Raw genomic sequence first — 19,872 nt, forward strand, 5'->3', positions numbered from 1 at the left:
AGCAAAACCATCTTAAACTTTATTTTTTAGCTTAAGATGGTTTTAAGAGCCTGTTTAAATTTTGTTTTTGGAATATTTTATAGGGTATTTTTTCTTCAGACAGGGCCGAGCGTATAAAAAAGGTCTGGGAGACCTTTTTAGCGAAGGAGCCAGGCTGCCGCGAGGGAGAGGTACATAGCTACGAACCGAAAAATAGCTGAAGTATGGTGGAAAAAGGCACATAAAAGAACCAAAGGATAAAACTTAAACAGGCTCTAAATTGGTTGGCTTTAAGGTTTATTGTTTCGTTATGCTACCAGAAACACTATCGTTTTTAGTTACTTTTTCAGGATTTCCAAAATATGTAATATGACCTCCACTGCTTGCTTTCGCTGTTAATTCTTTTGAGGTATTTACCGTAATATTGGCACCACTTGAGGCATTTGCATAACTGGATTGGGCTTCCATATCTTTAGCTTTTATAGTGCTGCCGCTTGAGGCTTCGGCAGTAAGCTTAATGGTTTTTCCAGATAGTTTTAAATTGCTGCCACTGGAAGATTTGCAGTTTAGATTGGCGGCGTTAATGCTTAAATCGACATGACTGCCACTGCTAGTTTCTAAATCTAAATGCTTTACAACAAGGGTGTTTGTTGATTTTACATTACTGCCACTTGTAGCGATCATACTAGAAATATCTCTGAAGCTTACCATTACTTTTTTGGAGGTATATTTACCTATATTTTTTTTAGTGTGTATTTTCAAAACATTATCCACAACTTCGGTTATAATGATATCCTGTAAATTTTCATCGGCTTCAACGCTGATGTCTTCGTTGTCGCTTTGTGTTACATATACATTTAAACCTTCGGTAGCCTTTATGGCACTAAAAGGTTGATTAATGTTTCTTTTTTCAATGGTTACATTACCGTTTCCTTCAATGCCTGAGTGTATGTTTATATCAAAATTGCAAGAAAATAAACTTAAACTAATAAGGGTAGCTACTATAATTTTTGCTAAAGTTGTCATAATTGTTCGTTTTTTGATTGATGAATTTATTTCAGTATGTATGCTGAACTTGTTTCAGTATGTATGCTGAATTTATTTCAGTATGATTGATGTTTTTGTTATTCAAATATCTAGCTTTTTTGTTATTGATTAGTAACCTAAATATCTGAACTGTTGTTTTTTAATGATGAATTGTTTAGTTTTCTGATTTAACACTAACGCCTTCCGAATTAATATTTACCTTAACGTCTTCCGATTCGGCATTAATGCCATTATCGTCAATTTTCAAACTGCTTTTGTCGCCCTTAATTTCAATACCGCTTTCATCAATTTTTACATTGGGAATATCAACGTCTATTTCAAATTCATCATCATCACAATCATTACATACTAAATCGTCTTCAGTAACATTTAAGTAATGGTTCATGTAATTTGAAGCCATGTTATGGTTTAAATAGCGTCTGGTATTGTTGCTAAATTTAACCACGGAACCTTCTGGTAAATAAAGAACCACAACGATCTCTTGGTCGCTAAATTTGTTTTTTGCATCTGTTGATAAATAAGAATCTAATTGGAGCATATTTCCTTTTAAAGCGTAATTATAATGTATGTTTTTAGCACATTCTATGGCCTTGTCATAATTTCTGCCATCGGCACTTTTTTCTATACTGATAGTGGCTAAAGAGTCGGTTGTAGATTTAACAATGATGCTAATATCTGAACTGTAAATAGTTTTTTCACCGTTTTCATTGTTTGCTACTTTAAACGAATCGTGTCTGTGATAGCGGTTTCTTAATAAATCATTTTCAGCCATTTTAATTTCTAAGGTATCGTTGGCAGTAATAAAAAGCGTTTGTTTTTCCATAACACGCTCGTTAAATGCATGTTCGCTTACTTCTCTAAATCCAATGACTATTAATCCGATGATTGAGAATAACCACAAGCCTAAAAGGGTGAATTTTGCAATGTTCCCAATAGATTTTAAGTTGGTCACAAGAATTTTCAAACCTAAATAGAAAAGGAAAAAGAAAGGAATTCCGATAGCGAAAAAGGCTAATAAAGAAACCAACCAAACTGGTGAGTTTCCTGCAATGGCAATATTTACAAAATCCATTCCTGGTATGTGTATAATATCGGCAACGCCTAATGAAAACCAACCAATTATTAATGATATTAGGGCAAAGGCACCTACTATTATTAAAATGATTCCTATAAACTTTGCAAATATTTTAAGGAAAAACATGATGATATCTGCTAACGTGTCAAAAAATGATTTTGAGTTCGATTTAATTCTGCTTCCTTGCTTTTGAAGATCGACTTTCTTTGCTGCGTCCGATACATTTTTAGCGGCACCAGAAACAGAGTCTGTGACATTTTTAGCGACATCCGATACCGTTTCTGAAACCGTATCAAAACCATCCTTAATTTTTTTTTCTATGTTGCTAATATTTACAGGTTCGCCCGTCATCATTATTTTTTCGGCAGTTGTTTTAGCTTCGGGAACTAAAATCCAGAACAGAATATAAATGAATATAAAAGTACCACCCGAACCAACTGTAAATAATATCCAAAGTAAGCGTACCCATACAGCATCAATACCTAAGTAATACCCCAGTCCGGAAGCAACACCACCAATGTATGAGTTGTCGGTATCTCTAAATAGTTTTTTTGAACCCGATGATTTTCTTTGGTAGGAGGATTGTGGTTCGTCCTCGAAAATTTCATCATCAACCAAATAATCTTCTGGTTGCCCCATGATGGATATAACTTCATCAACTTCCTTAATACGAATAACTTGTTTGTCGTTTTGAACGCGTTCACTAAAAAGTTCGGCGATACGTGTTTCAATATCTGCAATAATTTCAGTGCGCCCTTGAGAGTCTGTAAATGAACGTTTTATAGCCTCAAGATAGCGTTGCAGTTTTAAGTATGCATCTTCATCAATATGGAAGAATGTACCTGCTAAATTTATGTTGACTGTTTTATTCATTTTAATGTTGTTTTTTTTGATTGGTTACTAAGTTCACGGCGTTTTGTAATTCGCTCCATGTGGTGTTTAATTCCTTTAAAAATAATTTGCCTGTTTCGGTCAGTCCGTAGTATTTTCTCGGCGGTCCAGAAGTAGACTCTTCCCAACGGTAATTAAGAAGTCCAGCATTTTTTAATCGTGTAAGTAGTGGGTAAATAGTACCTTCCACTACGAGCAGTTTAGCGTCTTTTAAGGTATCTAAAATTTCTGCTACATAAGCATCGTCGTCTTTTAAGACCGATAGTATGCAGAATTCTAAAACTCCTTTGCGCATTTGTGCTTTTGTGTTTTCTATTTTCATAAGTTGTTAATATTGTTTTTTAAAGGTCTTATGCGGTTCGCATTCAAGACATTTAAATTGATTGATGATTTTACCCATGCTCGTGTCATATTCTAAATCATTTTAATAATGTGAAACTGTTCATTTTTTGATTGATTTGATGATGATTTATTGATGAAATTATTTTAAAAAATTGATTGTCAGTGGATATTTATAATATGCGCCATCTCGTGCTTTTAAACTAGCTATTACTATTAAAACAAGTTCTATAATAAAACCTATAATTGCCAAAACACCTAAGCCACCACCAATATATAAAAGGGGAGAAGGCTTGCCGATGTTGATATGAAAATCGTGGAAACCATGAAAGTCTATAAAGTCTAAACCACTAAACATTTTAAATATGAAAAACGGAACCGTTATCGCACCAAGAATAATGGCATAAAGCAAAATACTTACTTGAAAATTAATGGCTTGTTTTCCATGGGCATCTATAAATTCCGATTTCTCTTTATTGGCAGCCCATAATATAATAGGCCCAATAAAGTTTCCAAACGGAATAATAAACCTGCTAAAGGTTGATAAATGAATAAATGTGGCGATGTTTTTTTGGTGGTTATCTAACATGATTTAAAAGCATATAATAGTTTCTTATGCAAATATATGTCTTAAAACAGGTATTATGTTACACATAGTACTAATAATTAACATAAATTTAACATTTATAGAGATAGATTATTTTCATAACTTAGTGAAAAATTTAGTCAGTCTCTAAATCATTATATATGAATATAACTCCCAGAAAACTAAATGCTTTCACCTTGTTTAAGCTGCCTTCAGCCTTTTTTTGTGGTGTTCGCACACAGTATATAGATACTGAAAAATGTATTGTTAGAGTCACCCATCGATGGATAAACCAAAACCCTTTTAAGTCCATGTTTTGGGCGGTGCAAGGTATGGCGGCAGAGTTTTCAACTGGGGCATTAATGATGTTAAAAATTAAAGAATCTGGAAAGCGTGTTTCCATGTTAGTAACATCAAATTCGGCAACATTTTCAAAAAAAGCAACGGGTAAAATTACCTTTACTTGTAACGATGGAAATTTAATAGATGAAGCATTGCAAAAAACTATTGAAACAGGCGAGGGACAAACCGTTCGTATGAAATCTGTTGGGATCAATGAGGAAGGTATTGAGGTTTCTACATTTATTTTTGAATGGAGTATAAAGGTTAGGGGTTAGGATGGTTATGAGGTTATGAGGTTATAAGGTTATGAGGTTATGAGGTTATAAAGTTATGAGGCTATGAGGTTATGAGGTTATGAGGTTAGATTATTAGACTGGTTGGATAGTTAGTTGGTTAGACCCAGCACCCAGTACCCAGTACCCAACACCCAACACCCAACTACATGTAACATTATGGTTGTTTTTAAGACAAACAAATCAACAAATAATAAATCAACAATAATATGACAGCACACGAAATTGACTATAGAATCTACGGCGAAGAAATGCAATATGTAGAAATAGAACTCGACCCGCAAGAAGGGGTGATTGCCGAAGCAGGTAGTTTTATGATGATGGACGATGGTATTAAAATGGAGACTATTTTTGGTGATGGGTCTCAAAACGATTCTGGATTTTTAGGAAAAATTTTAGGGGCAGGAAAACGGATACTAACAGGCGAAAGTTTGTTTATGACAGCTTTCTACAATAATTTAACGGGAAAACGAAATGTAAGTTTTGCATCGCCATATCCCGGAAAAATCATTCCTATTGATTTAACCGAGTTTAGAGGCAAATTTATTTGCCAAAAAGATGCGTTTTTATGTGCCGCTAAAGGTGTGAGCATTGGTATCGAGTTTTCAAAAAGATTAGGTCGCGGACTTTTTGGTGGTGAGGGTTTCATCATGCAAAAACTAGAAGGCGATGGTATGGCGTTTGTACATGCAGGTGGTACTATGGCAAAAAAAGTATTGCAACGTGGAGAAATCTTGCGTGTGGATACGGGTTGTATTGTAGGTTTTACGCAAGATATCGATTATGATATTGAATTTGTCGGTGGTATTAAAAACACCATTTTTGGTGGTGAAGGGTTGTTTTTTGCCAAATTACAAGGTCCCGGAATTGTTTATATCCAATCCTTGCCATTTAGCAGATTAGCTGGTCGCGTATTGGCATCGGCACCTCAAGGTGGTGGCAAAGATAAAGGCGAAGGCAGTATTTTAGGTGGTTTGGGTAATATTTTAGATGGCGATAATAGATTTTAATGTCTTGTCTTTAATTTAATGAGGCTGTGTAAAAAGTCTAGTTCTATATCATATTGAGGTATCATTTTTATTCATTAGTGTCCGATTAATGATTCAAGACCGCCTAAAAAAATAGAGTATAGACTAAGGAATATAGACATTTGAATGGCAATTTATTGCCATTCAAATGTCTATTTGTATTTCTGTTTTATTACTTGCTAAGTAACAAATTATTACAAAAAGTAAGAGCACGAATCAGTAATCTCTTTAAAAACCCATTATTACTGTGTTTGCAGATGAATTGTAAAAGTTTTATCGGACAACAATGATTTTTATTCTAAAAAAAGCTCTACCTGACAAATTAAATTTAAAGGCTTTTTAGCCTCATTAAAAATACACCTATATATTTAATACTTAACAAACTTAATGTTTTTGGCATTTTCTATAGTTTTATAAGTAACTTTAAGAAAGTAAGCACCATCGTTAAGTTGAGATAGATTAATTACATAAGATTGTGGCGCATTTACGGATAAAACTTCTTGACCAACCAGATTGAAAATTTTTAGACTTTGAATATTTTCTAAAGGCTCTTTAGTATGTAGTGCCAGTATTTTGTTGTCGTTATTGTATGAAGTGAAAAGGTTTTTATGTTCAAAGGAAATAGTTCCTAGCGAATTTTCATTTTTGAACGCTATTGAAAACTGATTGCTTTTTGTTCCGGAATTTAAGAGCAGTTGCACATCGCCATCCCTTAAGTTGTAATAGCTGTTTTGGATATTGTCAACTAAATAAATGTTTAAATCATCGGGAACATTTTCCATGTTGCTAATCGAAAATTTATATAAACCAGCATCAGAAACTTTAATGCCTAGAGGCAATTGGTCTTCAATATCTATTTCGGGTAACGCTTGAATGACTAAACGTTCCTTATTTAATACCCAATATAGGTCATTTTTAAAACTGTCATACGATTTAGCATCGTAACCTCTATCGTAGCCGTTAGTGGTTTTTTCATCGTAACCAAGCCCAATCATTTTTGTATAGCCTTTTGGTTCTGTAAACGAAAACCAAATTTTAGGTCTGTGGTCTTCATTTACAGTTTGTTTGTTTTTTGTGCTGTTTTTAAAAAAAATAGTTTCGTTTGCAGATTCGCGTGCAAAATAACGTTGTGCATTATTAAATACCAAAGAACCTGTACTTAAAATGGTTGTAAAAAAACCTTGCCCTATGTTTATGTATTGTGTGGGAGCGGGTTTTGATGAAGTACCATTGCCACTTGTTAATCCGGAGGCGTCGGCAACCGCAGGTAATGGCATCATTAAATTATAAATGGCATAGCCCGCTTCGTAACTGGCTAAGTAATGACTGTTATTGGTTTCAAAGTGTTCCCAGAAATATAATGAGCCGTCAATAACCGTTAAGTTATCTGTAATAAATTGATTGGCATCTAATGCAGAAGGGTATGGATTTCCTATTAAAAATTCGGTATTTTCGGTAACAGAAATTGTATAATCACCATCATTAGGGATGCCTCTAAAAATTAATTCTTGTTCGGTGGTCGAGGCTCCAGAACCTTTCATTGTAAATCCAACTCCTGGCTCTATATTGGTAGTCGTTGAAAATTGTTTCCAGGCATTATAATCTCCAATGGGACCTTTAAAGCCATAAAGCCATCTACTGCTTAAGGTAATTGGTGATGTTGAGGGGTTAGGGTTTAGTGCACTCGTGAAATTGACGGTTCCAGTAGCATCTTCTAAATAGCCAATTCTCCAATTGCCATTTCTGTTTACTGGAGCACTCCAATAGTTATAATTATATAAATTGGTTGTTCCCTGTTGTCTTATTTTTAAGCTGCCACTTCCAGAATTTGAAGTAGCACCCGTGTGGTTTTGTATAAGTTGTGCTTCACCCAACAAATCTAGAGTTCCATTTACAACAACTTGATCTTCTGTTTCCAATACCACGCCGTCGGCAACATTTAAGGTAGCTCCAGTTTCAACTTCAACTTCCTTTACATGGGCATCAAAAGTTAAGGTTGCAGCTCCTCCAGATTTTACAGTTAATTTTAGACATGAATTGGTATTGTTTGGGGCATTTCCAGAGCCAGAACCATTGTAAAAACTTGAACCATCCCAAACAATTTGGTCGATGTAGCGTAACGTGAAATAGCGGTTATTTGTTAATTCAACACCGGTAGCCGTAGCGGTATTACCAACAATAGTTAAAGGATAAACATTACTTGGCGATGAAAAATCATAATTATTATCAACTATGAGTTCTAAGTTTACACAGGCTTGTTTTCCTGATAAGTTCATACTACTGATATCGAAAGAAACTGTAACGGTGCCTATACTATTTCCTGATTGGCTAACCTGCCATCTCGAGTTTAACTGTTGGGTATAATTGGTTGTATTAAGGCTAAACGTGTATGAAGGATTTTGTGTTTCTTCTCCCCAAAATAAATATTCGTTGTTATCTAAACCTGTTGGGTTGTTTACCCTTACAATGCCTGTGCCTTGAGAATCGGTATGGTTAGAGCCATCGGTAGCTTGTCCTATACCCGCTACATGGTGGTCAAAATTACCATTACCAGGGTTGTCTCTGGTGTAAATATCATTTGCTGTAAGCGATTGATTGTATTTAGCCGATAGATAGTTGTCTATAATAATTCTTTGAGCTGTATTCACTTTTGTCTTAAAAATTATTAATTCACTAACATTACCTTGAAACCCATCTGTCCCTACTGTATTGCCGCCTAAGTTAAATCGACTTCCAGAATAATCTAAAAAACTAGCGGAGTTTGCCATATCCTGTAATAAACTTTCATTTCTATAGAGTTGTCTGCCAGTGGTTGGATGTGCATCGTAAGACCAAATTGAATAGGAATCTAAATCAGATAAGCCAGTAACTTCAAGTCTAGCATTTGAATCCCACCAATATCCTATATCATAAACAACCGATCCATTCCAAGGTATATGGTTAGTAAATCTATTGTGACCAAGAGTGTCTGTAGTGTAAACAGATGCCTGTTGCCATGTGTTATGCGCTCTTGTAACTGTGAAAGTTGAAGCTTGGTTTGTTATAAAATTAGCTGAAGTAAGCGTTTGTCCTGTTCTTAACCTATTACTTCCACTAAAACTTATTTCATCATAGCCATTAATGGCTCCTGCAACCAATGTAGGTCTTTGTGTGCCTGTTTCACTAATATCGAATGCTGAAACTCCTGCTGAATTTGTCCAACTATCAATTAAAGTGCCTGTTGTAGCCAAACCATTATCGGGTCTATACCATATTATTAAATCTGAAGTACCATCGTTTGAGCCAACACCACCAGGTCCAGAATAACCATCTATAGGAGGTGTTGTATGGCATAAGTTTAAAGTAATACTATTAATAATTCCGCCATCTGCATTGGCATCATCCGTAACTCTTAAAATCCAATTTCCATTTGAATTTTGCCCATTAAAACTAGCTAAAGAGCCTTCGGGACGGTAAGTGCCAGAAAGGGTAGTATTGACAGTAGATAATATATTTGCAGAAGCATCATCAAAAGTAACATTGTTGTAATTATCTCCGTTTCCTCCATTATCAGTAGATAATTCTACGGTTGTACCAGATGGCGATATTAAATAAATATCTAAATCTTCATTCCATGTATGGGTTATATTTACAGTAACATTTACATCGGTTATTACATAAGAGTCTGATACATTAATAGTGGTATCATATACTTTATTTGATCCGTTACTAGAAATGGTCGTGCCTGGCGTTGTTGTATAATTAGTGCAAATGTCTTGCCCGTAAAAGGCCATGGGGTTTAAAAAAAATAAAAATATAAAGAGCGTTGAAAATAGTTTAAAAATATTCATTGTGTGAGAGACATGAAGGTTGAGAGACAAATACTGTTTTAATAAAATAATTTTAAGTAATTAGATACATAGTTTGAAATGTTTACGTTACTAAAAAAAATAATTTTTTAAAAAGGAGTTGTTTGGATGGGTTCATAGCAATTTGTTTTGAGAGACTGATGCCGCAAAATTAAACAATTATCTATGTATTAGTAAAGAAGGAGTGTTACTGTAATGCCTAAAGCTGTTACTAAAACACTTAAATTTTTAAATGCCAATGGTAAAATAATTTGTTGAATTTAAATATGGTCAAGCCATTTTAAAAAACATTAAAACGTTAATTTTAATTAAAACTTAAAAAACCTTATTTTTTTTTATTAAATTTAAAAGTTGAATTAAAATAGGGGCCTATTAAAAAATATCTACTTTTATCTAACCTAAACCTTAACATAACTATGGCAAGAGCAATGCTTGATTATACCAAAACGGTACTTAAAAAAGTTAGTTTTGATGCATCATTGTTTTGCAAAGAAGTACAAAAGGCAGTGCAACGATTATTGCCTCATGAGTTGGAAGAGCTTAAATTATTTATTCTTTCTCTTGTACAGCAAAACCCAGAATTAAATCAATGTTTAATTTATTTAAAACCACAAAAAAGGGTAGCTATATAGCTACCCTTTTTGTTTTGAAGGTAACGGACTTATAATTTTGACATCTTGAAAAGCAATGGCACCGCGTACGACACCTGCTATAACATCTTGTAGGGCTTCAATAATTTGCATTTTTAATTCACTTTTATGATAAATTAAACTCACTTCTCTAGCTGGTGAAGGCTCATTAAAATAATGTAGGTTTTCTTTTTCCCTGTCATTAATATCCAAAGTGTGCAAATAGGGAAGTAGCGTCATGCCCAAACCTTCGTTCGATAACTTTATTAATGTTTCAATACTGCCACTTTCTAATTGAAATACTTCATCCGAATTATCTTTAAAGGCTTTACATAGGTTAAGCACACCATCTCTAAAACAATGCCCGTCTTCAAGTAGTAGCATATCGTTTATATCTAAATCGGCGACATCAATTTTTTTATTCGAATGAAGTCTATGACCTTTAGGAATATAACTTACAAAAGGTTCAAAATAAAGGACACGCTCTTTTATGTTTTCGTCTTCTAAAGGTGTTGCAGCAATGGCTGCATCCAAATGACCGTCTTTTAGGCGATCAATAATTTCTTCGGTTGTTAATTCTTCTATTTTAAGCTTTATCTTGGGGTGTTTTTTTATGAAATTCTTTAAAAACATGGGGAGTAACGTTGGCATGATGGTTGGAATAATGCCTAATTTAAATTCACCTCCTATAAAGCCTTTTTGTTGATCTACAATGTCTTGTATTCTATACGATTCGTTTACAATATTTCTGGCTTGGGTTACTATTTTTCTGCCAACATCAGTTAACTCTATGGGTTTTTTACTTCTGTCAAAAATTTGAATATCAAGTTCCTCTTCCAGCTTTTGTATTTGCATACTTAGAGTAGGTTGGGTAACAAAACATTTTTCTGCTGCTTTTGTGAAGTTTTGATTTTCGGCTACAGCCAAAACATAGTATAATTGTGTGATTGTCATGTATATAAATTTAGCCTATAAAAATATAAAAACTATCAATAAAACTTATTGATCTGACTGTTAATTATAGATTAAATTTGTAGTATAATAAAACGAGATAGTTATGATATTGAATAGTATTGGATTAGACATTGAAAAGACCAAAGATTTAGCAAAAGATCTAAATAATTTGTTAGCGAATTTTCAAATATATTATCAAAATTTGCGCGGGATACATTGGAACATCAAAGGGAAGCGATTTTTTGATTTGCACGTGAAGTTTGAAGAATTATACACTGATGCGAATATGAAAGTAGATTTAATTGCGGAACGTATATTAACATTGGGGGAAACGCCGCTTCATACCTTTAAGGATTATATTGAAAACGCACAAGTGCCAGTTGGAAAAAACATATCACAAGATGAAAAGGCAGTAACTCTTATAGTTGATTCTTTGACGGAATTATTGAAAATTGAGCGTGCCATTTTAGATAAATCGAATGATGCTAACGATGAAGGAACAAACTCTATGATGAGTGATTTTATAACGGAACAGGAAAAAACCATTTGGATGATGAAAGCTTGGTTAAGCGAAACAGTATAGAAAAGTTATGAGTTAAAAGTTTAGAGTTATGTAACTAAAGAACAAAACTCTTTAACTCATAACTCTGATAACTCATAACTTTTTTAAAGAAGCCCTCGTGCTTTTATTTCTAAATATTTGTTGATGGTATTGATGGTTAAATGTTCTGGTGCCGTCAATATACTTTGGATCCCATGTTTTTGGAGTTCGTTTACAATTATTTTTTTCTCATAAATAAACTTTTCGGCAATGGTTTTTTCAAATATTTCAAAGGTATTTGTAGTACTCTTTTGGGTGAGTTTTTGCAACTCGGTGTTTTCAAAAAAGATGACTACCAATAAATGACTTTTAGCAATGGCCTTTAAATAGGGCAGTTGTCTATACAAGGCATCTAAGGTTTCAAAATTGGTGTATAATAAGAGTAAACTTCGCTGATTCAAATTCCGTTTTACATCAATATATAGCCTCGAAAAATCCGATTCCACAAAGTCGGTATTCAAATTATATAGCATTTCGAGAATGGTGTTCATTTGCGATGGTCTGCGTTCGGCAACCACACGATTTTCAACCTTTCTGGAAAACGAAAAAATGCCCGCTTTATCCTGTTTTTTTAAAGCCACGTTGCTAATAACCAATGATGCGTTAATGGCATAATCTAACAAACTCAAGCCTTCAAAAGGCATTTTCATCACCCTGCCTTTATCAATCACGCTATAAACAGGTTGTGAGCGTTCGTCTTGATACTGGTTCACCATCAACATGTTGCTTTTAGCAGTAGCTTTCCAGTTGATGTTTCTTAAATCGTCACCTTGCACATAGTCTTTTATTTGCTCAAATTCCATGGTATGGCCAATGCGACGTATCTTTTTCAAACCGTATTCAAAAATCTTGTTCGAAAAAGCCAAAAGCATGTATTTCTTTAATTGTAAAAACGATGGGTAATTAGGAACCATGGCATCTTTACCAAATTGAAAACGTCTGGAAATTAAACTAATTGGGCTGCAAGCGTACAGGTTTAAATTACCAAAATAGTATTCACCACGCTCTAAAGGACGTAAGGTGTAGGTTATTTTTTTATGGGTTTGTTTTGCCAATTTGGAATCGATTTCAAAGTCACGTTTTTGGTATTGAAATGGCAATTCATCAATAAGCTTTATGCTACATGTAAAATTATAGTTGTTTTGTAATGTAATTTCAATAGGGTTATCATCACCATTGCTCAGTTTTTCGGGTAGGAGTCGCGAAGCTGAAATCCCCTTTTGTTTGAATAGTAAGATGAAGTCAACAATTAATAAGCCTACAAAAACAAAAAACAGCATCTGTGCAATGACCAATAACCCCGAAAAAATATAGGACATAATGAACAGAAAAACAAGCACACCAATGCCTGTGAAAAAGCGTGCATTTAAGTAGCTGTTTTTAAAAAGTTGTTTCATCTGTTTGTATTTGTTTTTAAAGTTTCAAAGTTTCAAAGTTTCAAAGTTGCAAAGCTTCAAAGTTGCAAAGCTTCAAAGTTTCAAGGCTCTTGATTCTTGGCTCTTGATTCTTGGCTCTTGATTCTTGGCTCTTGACTCTATTCTCTATTTCTCTATTCCATAACCCCCTGAATAGTCATCCTAGTGTGTGTGAATGTGGTTCTCATGGGTGTTTCATCTATTTGGCTCATTTTTTAGTCAAACTTTTTAAGAATTCATCTGCTGTCATTACAGGGATTAACGATTTTTTAAAATCCTTTCCATTTCTTGTTATTATAATGTCGCAGTCCGATTCGGTAGCACTAAAATATTGTAAAGCATCTTCAAAATCTTTTATCGAAGCATTCAGCCCCTTTTCAACCGTTTGCTCATCAAGAGAACATATTTCGCTTATTATTTTGAACTTGCGTAGTTTTTCTCTTGAAATTTCTGGGCTCTCAAATTTTGCAAGGAAATAGTTTACTGTTGCGAATGAAAGCGGGGAAAGGACCATGGTTAATTTTTCCTTTTCTGCCAAAGTGGCGATTTTCGCAATCGGTTCATAAAAAGGTTTTCGCTCCCCTAAAAAGTCCAACATGACATTGGTGTCTATAAAAATCCTTTTAGTCATTTATATTTTTTCATTAAATGATCAGAATACTCTTTTTTATAGTCTAAATCTGTTGGGATTTCAGTTCCTGTAGCAATACTTTTTACGAAAGGTGAAATCTGAAACTCTGAAGTGTCATTTTCCGATGTCAGGGATTGTAAATAGGCTTCTACAATGCGAGAAAGGCTTACTTTTTTATTGGAAGCATATTCTTTTGCTTTCTCAATAACCCTTTGATTAAGTTTTAAAGTCAATTTAGTGTCCATAATAAATAATATATTGTACGTACAAATATATAAAAATTACCCGTATTACTTGTTTTTTATGATGACTTTTCTTGGTGTGGATTGATTATCTCCAACTATCATCTAACCCCCAAACACACACCATTTCAATCAAATAAATCCGTGAATTAGTGGCTATTCAAAATCAATTATCGAGGTATTTCAATAGTTTCTAAAATTTGATCGACTACTTTTTCAACCGTAAAACCTTCCATCTCACGTTCAGGGGTTAATACCAAACGGTGCTTTAAAACGGCTTTGGTACAGCGTTTAATGTCGTCGGGCGTTACAAAATCCCTTCCATTAATAGCAGCATTCGATTTGGCAGCATTTAGTATGGCAATAGAAGCGCGTGGTGAAGCGCCTAAATACAAATTAGCATTGGTGCGTGTGTTGTTTATTATGGAAGCGATGTAGGTTATTAAATGATTTTCAACTATAATCTGCTTGATTAGGTTTTGATAATGTGCAATTTGCTGCGCATTCAATACAGGAATAACGGCGTCAAAATCCAATACATCTTGTCGTTGGTGGTTTTCCATTAATATTTGAATCTCGTTTTCTAGCGTTGGATAATCCACGTCTATTTTAAAAAGAAAACGGTCCAGTTGTGCTTCTGGCAATCGGTAGGTGCCTTCTTGCTCAATCGGGTTTTGGGTCGCAAATACTAAAAAAGGTGGTTCCATGATGTATTTGGTGCCATCCATAGTAATTTGGCGTTCTCCCATAACCTCAAAAAGCGCTGCTTGTGTTTTTGCAGGGGCACGGTTTATTTCATCAATTAAAATAATATTCGAAAAAATAGGGCCTTTTTTATATTCAAACTCATTGGTTTTTACATTAAAAATAGAGGTTCCTAAAATATCGCTTGGCATTAAATCGGGGGTGAATTGGATGCGACTAAAATTGACCGACAAGGTTTTTGCCAATAGTTTTGCGGTAATGGTTTTGGCAACCCCAGGCACACCTTCAATAAGGGTATGTCCGTTTGAAAGCAGCGAAATAATGAGTAATTCAATCATGTCATTTTGCCCAACTATTATTTTGCCGATTTCTTTTTTTATAGCTTCTACATGTTCTTGTAGTGGTTTTAAATCGAGTCTGCTTTCAAAATTTACATCTTGGCTTTCAGTGGTTTGTTCTTCCATTATATCTTGCTTTTTGTGAATGATTCTATGAGTTTGTTAAGTTGAATTAAATCGGCTTCTGTGTGATTGGGTTTCGATTTTAAATATACTATATAGTCTATTAAGGCCTTGGTGTCTTCTTTTTTGTTGGACGATTTAATGGCCAGTTTCGAAATAAAACTTTCGTTTAATTCATTCGTGTTTAAGTAATATTTAGAGCGTATTTGTTCTAGGAAATACTGAATTTTGTTGGTAATGATGTTGGTGAAATCGCCATGTTGGTAATACAAATCGCCAATAGTTCTGGTAAAATCCAACGTGGCGTTTTTTAAGGGTTCCACAACCGGAATAATACGTTGGGTACGTTTTCCTCTAAAAATAACAAATAAAATTAATGATATCATGGTGATATAAAATGCCCATCTTAATGCTTGGTTTTGGAGAATGAAGCGCAACGGACTTGTAATAATCTTGCGACCGCTTTTATAATAGTTATCCCAAATAATTTGGTGCTTAGGTAAAAAGGATAGTACGGTGGCGGCATAGGCTTCGTTGCCGTTTAGCATGTGGTAATTACTAAATGCAAACGGATTGGTGTGTACATAAAAGGCACCGTTATTATTTCCAAAAGGTACTTTTATATAGTTGATATTGGTATCTGGAATGGTATCGTTAATAATCTTTTCGGTCTTTTCAACTTTGGTGGTGCCTAAAGCAATCGCATTTAAAGTGTCCAGACGAATGAAAAAGCTATTTTCAATAACGTCTTTAAAGTGGCGTTCGTTGGTTTTTAAACGGGGACTGGTAAAACTGTTTAAGGAGGGTTTCTTGAAGAAATTATTATAATCTGTTCCTATTCTAATATTCAAAGTATCACTTAAAACACCATACATGTAGTTGGTGCTTATAAATACTGAATTGCCGTTTTCTACATATTTAATAAGTGATTCGGAGTCTTGCTTATCGAACGACATGCCATTATTTATAAATAGGCTAACCGTTTTTTTATCAGTTTCAAAATCTTTTAAGGCTTCAAAGGCGGTTTTGGTTGAAACCTTTATAGGTGTGTTGGAGACATCCTTTAACTCATTAAAAAGCACATAACAGCCTAAAGGAATTTTATCGGCAGCGGCATAAGAGTCGCGCCAGTTTAATGCTTTGGGTTTGGTTACTTCTGCAATCATCATCAACACGATAACAGTTCCAATGGCATATAATGCTATTTTAGATCGTTTATCCATGTTGTAGAGTGTTTAGTTTATCAAAATCAGATTGGTTTTTTGAGTAAATAGCTTCATCTATAGGGAATTCGCCATACCAAACATAATCGTATAGATAGGAAATGCGCTTAAAAACCGACTTGGTATTTTCGTCTTTAATTTCGTTTATGTAATCGCTGTTTGTTTTGTCGTAATGCCATTCAATAATGTTTTTATTGGTCAGCAACTTTAAGGATTTTAGGTACAAATAGCGGGTAGCCAAACGGTAGTTATTGTCTTTTAAAGCGGTTTCAATTAAATGGTCGAAATTAACATCTTTAATATTTTCTTCAACATATTGAAAGTCGTGAATGTCTTGCGATTCAGTCTTAAAAACCGAATTTATGGGTGATTGCATTAAAAACTTAATGATTAAATAGAGTACGGCAACGCCCAAGAATCCATACACAATGTACTCTAAGGTTTTGTAGTTGATGAAATCGATATCAACGCCAAAAATATCACTTAACCAACCAAAAAATTTCTGTAAGATGCGTTGTAACAAGTTGACGCCGCCCGTATCGTTTATCGAATAGTTGAAATTATCGCCTTTATAGCGTTCCTTTATGGCGTCTTTAAAGTAAGTGACTTTAATGTTTGAAGAATCTCTTTGAATGCTATCCTGCGAAAAACAGGAGCCGTAGCTAAGAAGCAAGCCAAAAGACACTAACGAATACTGGTATTTATTTTTATTCATTAACACCAATTTGTTCGATTTTGTTTCTTAAAAACACATTGTTTTTTTCTTCAAATATATTGTAATACAACACGCTATAAGCTATTTGTGTTAAGGCTTGCGAATAAATAAACGCCAATAGAAACATGGCAAAGCCTAAGGTGAATACCACATTTGCAAAAACGCTCGTGACTAAATCGACATGGCTTTCTATTGAAAAATAAACATAAATACCGATTATAAAGCCAGGAATGGAAACGATTAACATGGTAATCATCATATTTAAAATACCTATTACCAATCCGTAAAGGATCACTTTTCCAAAACTGGAAAACGTAAACGACCAACCTTCGGATAGGGCATGGCTCAAGCCTTTGTTTTCTGAAAAAATGGCCATAAATGTCAATCCGAAAAAAGCAGTCAATAGAAAACTAAGTCCATATTGAATTAACATGCCCAGTAATGGAATGAAAGCAAAAATAACGGATACTATAGCATAACCAATATAAATACCAATGCCTAAAAAAACAAACAATATGATAGGTCCTAAATTTCTTTGAATGTTTCGCCACACATTTTTTGACACCATATGGCCTGTGTTATTTACATATTCAGCCATATACGAACTTGAAAAACTATAGTTTATAAGTGCTGTAATAAATAGGATGAGTATTAAAACAATGGCACCGGCAATTAAATATATGGTGTGGTCGCCATCGTTGTTCATTCCAAATCTAAAATCCCTACTGGCAAATCCCATAAAGCCTGTAACCAATAAATAAGAGGCTACAATAACAAGGATGATGCTTAGGGCGTTATAGCGCAAATACAAACTGGTATATTCTTTAAAGTTGTATTTAAGAAACAGAAAATAGGTGTTTATGGTATCGCCAAAGTCGTTGCGGTTACGTAATTCTATATAGGGTTTGTTCATTTTTTTAACTCAGATTGATAAGCGTTGTTCAGCTTTATGGGGTAAATAATATAATAAAATACAATTAAAAATAAGGAGCAGGCTATAATGCCATACGATAAGAAGGCAGGCATTTGTTCGCCATATCGGGTAATAAACCCTTCGATAAAACCTGCAATTATAAAAAACGGGATGGTGCTTACCACGATTTTTAATCCGTCTTTAGCACCTTTGGTAAATGCCACACGTCTGGAATAGGTCTTTGGGAACAAAAAGCTGTTTCCCATTACCAAACCGGCACAACCGGCGATGACAATCACCGAAATTTCAATAGTGCCATGTAACCAAATGGTCGATGTTTTTTCTAAAATTCCATAGTTGTAAAAGAAGGTGATAAAAGCGCCTAACATAATACCATTGCTAAAAAGAATGTAAATAGTACCCACACTAAACAGGACGCCAAACGCAAACGCAATAATAGCAACGCGGATATTGTTTATGGTAATGCCTAAGAACGACCCTATGTTACTACCACTTTTATAAACCGCCATGGGTTCACCTTTTTCAATGTTTTCAATAGTCATGTTTACGTAACCATCACCTAAAATCAGTCGCACAAACGAATCGTCGTTTAAAGTTGAAATAGTACCAATACCAACGGCAGCCATAAATATTAAAAAGGTGTACAGTAATGTTTTTTGATAGCTTCTAAAGAAGAGCGGAAACTCATACTTCCAAAAAGAAACAATCTTGTTTTTTGATTCTCTTTTGGTAATATAAATTTTTTGATGCGCTTCAGATGCCAACGAGTTTAAGTACAGCAAGGTCTTACTTTCTGGGTAATATGTTTGTGCATAGGCCAGGTCGTTAGTAAGGTGAATGTAGTAAGAGGCCAAGTCGTCCGGATTTATTTTTGCATTATTGTGTAATGCGTTTTCAAAAACCAGCCATTTTTCCTTATTTTGCTTTACGAAAGATGCTTCGCGCATAAAACTATTTTAATTAGAAACGAATATACATTTCAATGAGCAATTTAGCAATTAACACAGTACAAAATGTTAATTTAGATTACAAATTAATTGGTTTAGGTGAGCGTTTGGTAGCTTTCCTAATTGATGGTCTTATTTTGTTGACCTATATAACCATCATGGAAAACTTGGTAGTACTTTCAGAGATATTCGATACGGACGATTGGACCAGACGGGGTTTTCTAGGATTGTTCATGTTGCCGGCACTTTTTTACTCGTTGTTATGCCACATTCTTTTTAGCGGACAAACCATTGGTAAGATGATACTAAAAATAAAAGTGGTTCGTCTGGATGGTGCACCCACTCAATGGTATAATTTGCTTGTTAGATGGATGTTACGCATTGTAGATATTTGGATGTTTTTTGCTTCCATTGGTGTTTTAAGCATCCTGTTGTCAGATAAAAAACAACGTGTTGGTGATGCTGCTGCAGGAACCGTTGTGATTAGCGTAAAGAAGAAACATAAAATTACCAGTACCATTTTAGAGGATATTGAGGAAAGCTACCAGCCCGTTTTTACTAATGTGACCCAGCTTACCGATAAAGATGTACGTATTATAAAGGAAGCGTTTACTATTTCGAAAAAGAACAACGACTTTAAAACGCTTACCTTATTAAGGAATAAAGTAGCTAGTGTACTCAACATTGAATCTAGTTTATACGACATCGATTTTTTGAACACTATTTTAAAGGATTATAATTATTATACGCAGAATATGTAAGCAGAGAACCACTTTTTGCCTAAGTAAAAAGTGTGTGAATCGCTTACCCTGAGCGCAGTCGAAGGGTCTTTAGATTTAACTAAATTAAAACTTTTACCCAGAACCCAGAGCCTTGAATCAAGAACTTTAACGATTGACGATTGATGATTCAGAATTCAGAATAGAGAAAATAGAATAGAGAAAATAGAATAAAGAAAATAGAAAATAGAACATTGAAGGTTGTACG

General features: G+C 34.3%; 19 protein-coding genes. 5 read left to right on the forward strand and 14 right to left on the reverse strand.

Annotated features, from left to right (window positions below):
- Positions 1-276: 276 nt before the first annotated feature.
- The 4 genes from ACGLWY_RS14255 to ACGLWY_RS14270 form a co-directional block, all read right to left on the reverse strand.
- Positions 277-1,005: a head GIN domain-containing protein gene (locus ACGLWY_RS14255; RefSeq protein ID WP_396620342.1), complete on the reverse strand. Its 729-nt coding sequence runs from the start codon at positions 1,003-1,005 to the stop codon at positions 277-279.
- A gap of 175 nt (positions 1,006-1,180) precedes the next feature.
- Positions 1,181-2,974 (reverse strand): PspC domain-containing protein, encoded by a 1,794-nt coding sequence (locus tag ACGLWY_RS14260; RefSeq protein WP_396620343.1) that lies wholly within the window; start codon positions 2,972-2,974, stop codon positions 1,181-1,183.
- Position 2,975: 1 nt separating this feature from the next.
- The gene (locus ACGLWY_RS14265) at positions 2,976-3,314 is read right to left on the reverse strand and encodes a PadR family transcriptional regulator (RefSeq protein ID WP_396620344.1); all 339 of its coding nucleotides are present in this window, start codon (positions 3,312-3,314) and stop codon (positions 2,976-2,978) included.
- A gap of 159 nt (positions 3,315-3,473) precedes the next feature.
- Complete coding sequence (locus ACGLWY_RS14270) at positions 3,474-3,920, reverse strand: DUF4870 domain-containing protein (RefSeq protein WP_396620345.1); 447 nt, start codon at positions 3,918-3,920, stop codon at positions 3,474-3,476.
- A gap of 158 nt (positions 3,921-4,078) precedes the next feature.
- Between ACGLWY_RS14270 and ACGLWY_RS14275 the strand changes: the two genes are divergently transcribed.
- A complete protein-coding gene (locus ACGLWY_RS14275; RefSeq protein ID WP_396620346.1) occupies positions 4,079-4,534 on the forward strand; it encodes a DUF4442 domain-containing protein in 456 nt (151 codons plus the stop codon).
- A gap of 227 nt (positions 4,535-4,761) precedes the next feature.
- On the forward strand, positions 4,762-5,562 hold the full coding sequence (locus ACGLWY_RS14280; RefSeq protein WP_396620347.1) for a TIGR00266 family protein: 801 nt from the start codon (positions 4,762-4,764) through the stop codon (positions 5,560-5,562).
- A gap of 386 nt (positions 5,563-5,948) precedes the next feature.
- On the opposite strand, the gene ACGLWY_RS14285 is transcribed toward ACGLWY_RS14280, so the two are convergent.
- Entirely contained in the window at positions 5,949-9,410 is a 3,462-nt protein-coding gene (locus tag ACGLWY_RS14285) for a proprotein convertase P-domain-containing protein (protein ID WP_396620348.1), read from the reverse strand.
- Between the two features lie 434 nt (positions 9,411-9,844).
- On the opposite strand from ACGLWY_RS14285, the gene ACGLWY_RS14290 reads away from it, so the two are divergent.
- Positions 9,845-10,060 (forward strand): hypothetical protein, encoded by a 216-nt coding sequence (locus ACGLWY_RS14290; protein ID WP_117175712.1) that lies wholly within the window; start codon positions 9,845-9,847, stop codon positions 10,058-10,060.
- On the opposite strand, the gene ACGLWY_RS14295 is transcribed toward ACGLWY_RS14290, so the two are convergent.
- Positions 10,061-11,011, reverse strand: a complete 951-nt coding sequence (locus ACGLWY_RS14295; RefSeq protein WP_396620349.1) for a hydrogen peroxide-inducible genes activator — start codon at positions 11,009-11,011, stop codon at positions 10,061-10,063.
- Positions 11,012-11,114: 103 nt separating this feature from the next.
- On the opposite strand from ACGLWY_RS14295, the gene ACGLWY_RS14300 reads away from it, so the two are divergent.
- The gene (locus ACGLWY_RS14300; protein ID WP_117175718.1) at positions 11,115-11,594 is read left to right on the forward strand and encodes a Dps family protein; all 480 of its coding nucleotides are present in this window, start codon (positions 11,115-11,117) and stop codon (positions 11,592-11,594) included.
- Between the two features lie 83 nt (positions 11,595-11,677).
- Here ACGLWY_RS14300 and ACGLWY_RS14305 read toward each other — a convergent pair whose 3' ends face one another.
- From ACGLWY_RS14305 to ACGLWY_RS14340, 8 genes are all read right to left on the reverse strand, one after another.
- Positions 11,678-13,009, reverse strand: a complete 1,332-nt coding sequence (locus ACGLWY_RS14305) for a DUF58 domain-containing protein (RefSeq protein WP_396620350.1) — start codon at positions 13,007-13,009, stop codon at positions 11,678-11,680.
- A gap of 226 nt (positions 13,010-13,235) precedes the next feature.
- Positions 13,236-13,658 (reverse strand): type II toxin-antitoxin system VapC family toxin, encoded by a 423-nt coding sequence (locus ACGLWY_RS14310; protein WP_396620351.1) that lies wholly within the window; start codon positions 13,656-13,658, stop codon positions 13,236-13,238.
- On the reverse strand, positions 13,655-13,903 hold the full coding sequence (locus ACGLWY_RS14315) for a DUF6364 family protein (RefSeq protein WP_396620352.1): 249 nt from the start codon (positions 13,901-13,903) through the stop codon (positions 13,655-13,657). The genes ACGLWY_RS14310 and ACGLWY_RS14315 overlap by 4 nt, the downstream gene beginning before the upstream one ends.
- Before the next feature lie 167 nt (positions 13,904-14,070).
- On the reverse strand, positions 14,071-15,069 hold the full coding sequence (locus tag ACGLWY_RS14320; protein ID WP_396620353.1) for an AAA family ATPase: 999 nt from the start codon (positions 15,067-15,069) through the stop codon (positions 14,071-14,073).
- Complete coding sequence (locus ACGLWY_RS14325) at positions 15,069-16,289, reverse strand: DUF4350 domain-containing protein (RefSeq protein ID WP_396620354.1); 1,221 nt, start codon at positions 16,287-16,289, stop codon at positions 15,069-15,071. Before ACGLWY_RS14325 ends, ACGLWY_RS14320 begins: the two co-directional genes overlap by 1 nt.
- Positions 16,282-17,004, reverse strand: a complete 723-nt coding sequence (locus ACGLWY_RS14330; RefSeq protein WP_396620355.1) for a hypothetical protein — start codon at positions 17,002-17,004, stop codon at positions 16,282-16,284. Before ACGLWY_RS14330 ends, ACGLWY_RS14325 begins: the two co-directional genes overlap by 8 nt.
- Positions 16,997-17,917 carry a hypothetical protein gene (locus ACGLWY_RS14335; protein ID WP_396620356.1) on the reverse strand — a complete coding sequence of 307 codons (921 nt, stop codon included), beginning with the start codon at positions 17,915-17,917 and terminating at the stop codon, positions 16,997-16,999. The genes ACGLWY_RS14330 and ACGLWY_RS14335 overlap by 8 nt, the downstream gene beginning before the upstream one ends.
- Positions 17,914-18,885: a stage II sporulation protein M gene (locus ACGLWY_RS14340; protein ID WP_396620357.1), complete on the reverse strand. Its 972-nt coding sequence runs from the start codon at positions 18,883-18,885 to the stop codon at positions 17,914-17,916. The genes ACGLWY_RS14335 and ACGLWY_RS14340 overlap by 4 nt, the downstream gene beginning before the upstream one ends.
- A gap of 35 nt (positions 18,886-18,920) precedes the next feature.
- Between ACGLWY_RS14340 and ACGLWY_RS14345 the strand changes: the two genes are divergently transcribed.
- Positions 18,921-19,646 carry an RDD family protein gene (locus ACGLWY_RS14345; RefSeq protein WP_396620358.1) on the forward strand — a complete coding sequence of 242 codons (726 nt, stop codon included), beginning with the start codon at positions 18,921-18,923 and terminating at the stop codon, positions 19,644-19,646.
- Positions 19,647-19,872: the final 226 nt, after the last annotated feature.

Source organism: Mariniflexile sp. HMF6888, from assembly GCF_044335535.1.
Lineage (GTDB): Bacteria > Bacteroidota > Bacteroidia > Flavobacteriales > Flavobacteriaceae > Mariniflexile.